This window comes from Fulvivirga aurantia (assembly GCF_009711475.1).
Classification (GTDB): domain Bacteria; phylum Bacteroidota; class Bacteroidia; order Cytophagales; family Cyclobacteriaceae; genus Fulvivirga; species Fulvivirga aurantia.
Genome location: NZ_SMMD01000682.1, coordinates 1 through 5,606, shown reverse-complemented (window position 1 = coordinate 5,606; position 5,606 = coordinate 1). Strand labels below are relative to the sequence as shown.

Genomic DNA, 5,606 nt, shown 5'->3' with positions numbered 1-5,606 from the left:
TGCTATTTTCTATTCTTTCATTTACGTTGGAGTAGTCCTGTTGTTGCAGAGGCTCTCCAACAAATTTTTCGTAAAGTTCAAGATACCTATCAGAAATTGATTTTACAACATCATCTGTCATTTCAGGTATCTTTTGGCCGTCTTTTCCCTGGAATCCTTCGCTTATCAGCCACTGTCTTACAAACTCCTTAGAAAGTTGCTTTTGTTGCTCACCGGCTAACTGACGTGATACAAATCCATCTTTATAAAAATACCTGCTCGAGTCTGGTGTATGGATTTCATCTATAAGGTAAATCTCTCCATTAATATGACCGAATTCATATTTGGTATCAACTAATATTAGTCCCTGCTTGGCTGCAATCTCAGTACCTCTGTCAAATAATTGCCTTGTGAGATTCTCTAATTGTTCGTAATCAGACTCTGCAACCAAACCCTGTTTGATAATTTCTTCTCTTGAAATATCTTCGTCATGCCCCTCATGAGCCTTGGTGGTAGGGGTTATAATTGGCTTCGGTAATTTATCGTTTTCTTTCAATCCTTCAGGCAGCGCAACACCGCAAACCTCTCGCTTACCATCTCGATATTCTCTCCAGGCGTGGCCGGCCAGATAACCTCTGATTACCATTTCAACAGGGTAAGTTTCGCACTTCATCCCGATGGCTACATTAGGATCTGGAGTGTCTAAAAGCCAATTGGGGCAAATGTCTTTTGTGGCTAATAAGTTTTTGGTAGCTATCTGATTGAGCACTTGACCTTTAAAAGGTATGGCTCTTGGTAGAATTACATCAAAAGCACTGATTCTGTCAGAGGCAACCATTGCCATTTTATCATCAAAAAAGTAGATGTCCCGTACTTTTCCTCTGTAAAAATCTGACTGTCCTTGAAATGAGAAGTTGGTTTCTTTTATTGCGTCCATGGCTGGTAAAAATAGTTACACATCAAAGATTATGAGCATCAATTGTGCTAAATATTATAAGCGGTCGATTTAGTTAGCTGTATCTTCAGCCGGTTCGGTTTTTAGTAATTTATTGTTTTGATAAAAGTCAACGGTAGTGGCTTCACCATTTTCGTCAAAATGTCTCCATTCTTTGACTTTACGATTGCCCACATACTCTCCGCTTAGTTTTAGTATGCCATTTTCGTAATATTCTTTATAGATGCCATGTTTTTTGTCATTATGAAAGGCGGTTTCCGTTTTTAATTGTCCATTTCTATAATACTCTTTTTGTACTCCATATTTCGCATCAAATTTAAATGGCTCCTCTGATGCTACCTGGCCATTGTCATAGTATGATACAGTCAGTCCATTTATCTTACCATTTTCATACGGTATGGTTTTTTTAGTGGTTCCATCAGAATAGTAGTAAGTCCAGGAATTGTGAGGAAGATCGTTGAGGTATACTTCCTTGATTGTGATGTTTCCTAAGCTATCGTATTTGGAGTTGGTTTGCTGCCTTTTTTCTTTCACCGTCTTTACTTCAATGAGCTCCTTAAGCGATCCGTCTCTATAATAGTCTTTGTTTGTACCCGTTAGCTTGCCGTTGGCGTAGGTAAATTCATGTTTAACAGAACCATCAGCATAGTATGCTATGTTTTTACCATTTAATAGGCCGTTTTGGTACTCTCCAACAAGCAGAAGATTTCCTTCACTATCATAATTTTTAAATTCACCTGTCTTAGACCCATTGTCCATTTTTGAGCTTGTGTCTAACTGTCCGTTTGCGTGATAGGTGTTGTAGTATCCGTTTACAATACCATTTTTATAATTGCCTTCGGTCCAGAGTTGCCCATTCTCATAATAGGTTTTTGTAATTCCGGTTTGTTGCCCATCTGCATAGGTGATTTCACGTTTAAGCCTGCCATTTGGATAATATTCTACAAGTAAACCTTCAGGCTTTCCATTTTCGAAGAATCCTTCGCTTCGTAGTGATCCATCATTATAGTAAATAAAAAGGCTATCAGATAACTCACCATTTTTGAATTTAGCTTTCTGAACAGTTATGCCCTTATCATTATAGATACGTACATCACTTTTTTTCACACCGTCATCATAAGTCATTACTCTTTGTAATTGGCCATTGATGTAAAACTCTTTGAAGGTGCCGTCCTTGTAGCCTTCTTTAAACTGGCCGGTGGTAGCTATTTCTCCATTTGGGTGAAATTTTTTGTAATCGCCAATGATCATGTTTGGGTCATCAGGGCTTACATAATATATCTCCTTTAAGATTTCAGCATTCTGATCGTAATATGACCTCATCTCTCGTTGGGCAAGCGCTGTACATAAAGAGAAAGCCAGGATTATAGTGAAGATTGATTTTAGCATAAGCAAAAATACATGTTTACTCAAAAAAGGACGATGATATACAATAAAAAAGCCCCACGAGATTAACGTGAGGCTATTTCTATTATTTCATAAAATTAAATTTATACGCGCTCTATCACGATGGCAGAAGCTCCACCACCGCCATTGCAGATACCGGCCACACCGATAGATGCATTATTTTGCTTGAGCACGCTGTTGAGCGTAGCTATAATTCTTGCGCCAGATGCTCCAAGAGGATGGCCAAGAGATACTGCGCCACCATTTACATTTACTTTGTCTGCATCTAATTCAAGTTTCATGTTGTTGGCCAGTGCCACAGCAGAAAATGCTTCGTTGATCTCATAAAAATCGACATCACCTTTCTCTACTCCTGCAACCTTCATTGCTTTTGGAATAGCCAAGGAAGGAGAGGTTGTAAACCAGATAGGGTCTTGAGCCGCATCGGCAAAGCCTCTGATCTTAGCAATTGGTGTTACGCCTAATTCTCTTACTTTCTCTTCACTCATAAGTATGATTGAAGAAGCACCGTCATTTATAGTTGAGGCATTGGCAGCAGTAACTGTACCTTCTTTTGAGAAAACAGGTCTAAGAGAAGGTATCTTGTCGAATTTCACATTTTTGTACTCTTCATCTTCAGCAAACATGATAGGATCACCTTTTCTTTGAGGGATTTCAACCGGCACTATCTCATCAGAAAATCTACCAGCCTCCCATGATGCCGCGCTTCTTTTGTATGAGTTGATAGCGTACTCATCTTGCTGCTCTCGTGTGATTCCCATTTCAGTAGCAGTATTATCAGCACAATTACCCATTGGGAAACCATTGTAAACTTCCCATAAGCCATCGTGCATTAGGCCATCAATCATTTTACCATGACCATACTTCTGCCCAAATCTTGCATTTGGTAGGTAATAAGGCACGGCCGACATATTTTCAAATCCACCTGTAACTACAACATCATTAGCGCCAAGCATAATAGACTGAGCTCCAAGCATTACAGTCTTCATTCCAGAAGAACAAACCTTGTTTACCGTTGTGCATGGCACATTGCTTCCGATACCTGCGCCTATAGCCGCTTGTCTGGCAGGAGCCTGACCAAGTCCGGAAGAAACCACGTTCCCTAAAAATACTTCATTTACTTCTTTAGGGTCTACACCAGCTTTTTCCAGCGCGCCTTTTACGGCTATTGAACCTAATTTAGTAGCAGGAATATTGGCAAGACTTCCTCCGAAGCTTCCTATTGGAGTTCTTACTGCGGATACAATATATACTTCTTTCATATGTATGTTATGGATTTATGATTATCAAAACTTGATTTCAAACGATTGAGCTGCAAAACTAGCCAATTTATGACAGAAAACTGAGCTCACTTTACGCTTTGTTGCTACCAATCCGGCTTATTAGGATCCTTTCTCTTGGTCGCCTTTTTTACATCTTGCTGTATGTATTGGATTTCGTTGTTTTTAAGAGCTTCAAGAATCATTTTAGCCTTTTCTTCAGAGATCTTCATTTCTTTAAGCTTCTCTGACAAAGACTCCATCTGCTCCTGATCTCCTTTTTTCTCATCACTCTCTTCGCCCTCCTGAGGTTTAGGTTGTTCTTTTTTCTCCTCTTCACCTTCTTCTCCCTCTTTTTGCTGTTGCTGTTGTTTGTCTTTTTGCTCCTGTTCCTGGCCTTCCTTATTCTGATCTTCTTTTTCCTGGCCTTCCTTGTCTTGTTGCTCGTTTTGTTGTTGCTGATCTTTGTTCTGTTGATCCTGATTTTCCTTATCCTGATTCTGTTGGTCCTTCTTTTGATCGTCTTTTTTCTGATCCTGATTCTGGTCTTTATTTTGCTCCTCGTTTTTCTTTTGCTCATCTAGCATTTTTTTGAGCATTTCGTAATTGTAACGAGCTTCATCATTTTTAGGATTTGATCTGATAGCATTTTTGAAATGATCTAGTGCCTCTTCAAACTTCTTGGCTCTGTTCGCCATTATGCCCAGCTGCTGGTGAGAGACCGACTTAACAATACGGTCTTTAGAGTCTAAAAGTGACTCATAATTGTTTACAGCATTGGCACTGTCTTTTAACTGATAATAGGCATTAGCCAGATTGAGTGTAATGTTGTCATCCTCAACTTTTATAGAATCTAACAAATAGGTATAATGATTTATTGCTTCCTCGTAATTCCCTTCTGTGTAAGCAGTTTTAGCCTTCTTTTTGAGGTCATTCACTTTTGCGATCTTGTCTAAATCGGTAATAGGATTGATCGCTAGTAAAATTACAAGTAGGTATTTCATATTTTAATTGTTCTAAAGCTTGTTAAAACATCAAACGCAAATAGTGCAATAGCTATAATGAGAAAATAGTAATAGCGATTTGCAGACACATCAATTTGTCGGGAATCCCTTACCTCACCCTCAATTTTATCTATTGTATTTATTAATCGCTCAACATCATTATTGGTTCCGTTTATTTCAAAGTATTTGCCATCAGTCTCAGAAGCTAGTTTTTTTAATGAGGAGCTTTCGAGACGAGTAATTACTTCATTGCCTTGCTTATCTCTTTTATAACCATTTTGGGTGGCAATTTTACTTCCTCTATCAGTACCGACACCGAGAGTAAAAAGTTTGATGTCCTGCTCTTCAACTTCCTGAATAATTTCACTTGTGTTTTCTCCAAAATCTTCCCCGTCACTTATCAATACGATTATTTTAGATTTTTGCCGCGCCAGTGATGAGGCATCATCGTTTAGTTTATCTAAAGCCATGCGGAGAGGAGGGCCGAAGTCAGTACCTGCATTTGGAACCAGGCCTGTATTGAGAGATTCTATAAATAGATTAATAGCGTTTTGGTCATATGTTAAGGGGCATTGCATAAATGCCTCAGAGGAAAAAATAATCAATCCTAATCGGTCTGAGCTGAAAGCTTCTGTAATATTCTTTAATTCAAATTTTACTTTCTCTAACCTCGAGGGTTGGATGTCATTGGCATTCATTGACTGGCTTAAGTCAACCAACAGGAAGACATCCTTTCCTTTGGATTTTACTTCTCTTTTAGATTCGCCAAAGCTGGGACCCATTATAGCCACTAAAAGTAGAAGGAAGAAAAGAGAGCGAGGCACGACCTTTATCAGTACTTTACTAAATGGCGTTTTTAATTTTTTAGCAATGCTATATACCCTGTAGATGTAGGATAGATAAAGAACTACAAAAATTATTGAGAGTGTTATTTCAAAAGAGCTAAGTCCGTATAGCCAATTCATAAAAAAATAAGTTTCAACGACAACAAATATAAAAAAG

At 38.5% G+C, this 5,606-nt stretch carries 5 protein-coding genes; all 5 read right to left on the bottom strand.

The window, feature by feature from the left end; translation table 11 throughout:
- Positions 1–916: phosphoribosylaminoimidazolesuccinocarboxamide synthase (locus E1176_RS07280; protein WP_155209945.1), on the bottom strand; the 916-nt coding region annotated here is incomplete at its 3' end.
- 69 nt (positions 917–985) lie between these two features.
- Complete coding sequence (locus E1176_RS07275; RefSeq protein WP_155209944.1) at positions 986–2,323, bottom strand: toxin-antitoxin system YwqK family antitoxin; 1,338 nt, start codon at positions 2,321–2,323, stop codon at positions 986–988.
- 101 nt (positions 2,324–2,424) lie between these two features.
- On the bottom strand, positions 2,425–3,603 hold the full coding sequence (locus tag E1176_RS07270) for an acetyl-CoA C-acyltransferase (protein ID WP_155209943.1): 1,179 nt from the start codon (positions 3,601–3,603) through the stop codon (positions 2,425–2,427).
- A gap of 104 nt (positions 3,604–3,707) precedes the next feature.
- A complete protein-coding gene (locus E1176_RS07265) occupies positions 3,708–4,604 on the bottom strand; it encodes a tetratricopeptide repeat protein (RefSeq protein WP_155209942.1) in 897 nt (298 codons plus the stop codon).
- Positions 4,601–5,606 (bottom strand): vWA domain-containing protein (locus E1176_RS07260; RefSeq protein ID WP_343030514.1); only part of this gene is annotated, 1,006 nt, incomplete at its 5' end. The genes E1176_RS07265 and E1176_RS07260, both read right to left, overlap by 4 nt.

Excerpts from the sequence above, each read along its gene's own strand:
- E1176_RS07270 (WP_155209943.1), bottom strand. The coding sequence starts at position 3,603 with ATGAAAGAAGTATATATTGTATCCGCAGTAAGAACTCCAATAGGAAGC.
- E1176_RS07265 (WP_155209942.1), bottom strand. The coding sequence starts at position 4,604 with ATGAAATACCTACTTGTAATTTTACTAGCGATCAATCCTATTACCGAT.
- E1176_RS07275 (WP_155209944.1), bottom strand. The coding sequence starts at position 2,323 with ATGCTAAAATCAATCTTCACTATAATCCTGGCTTTCTCTTTATGTACA.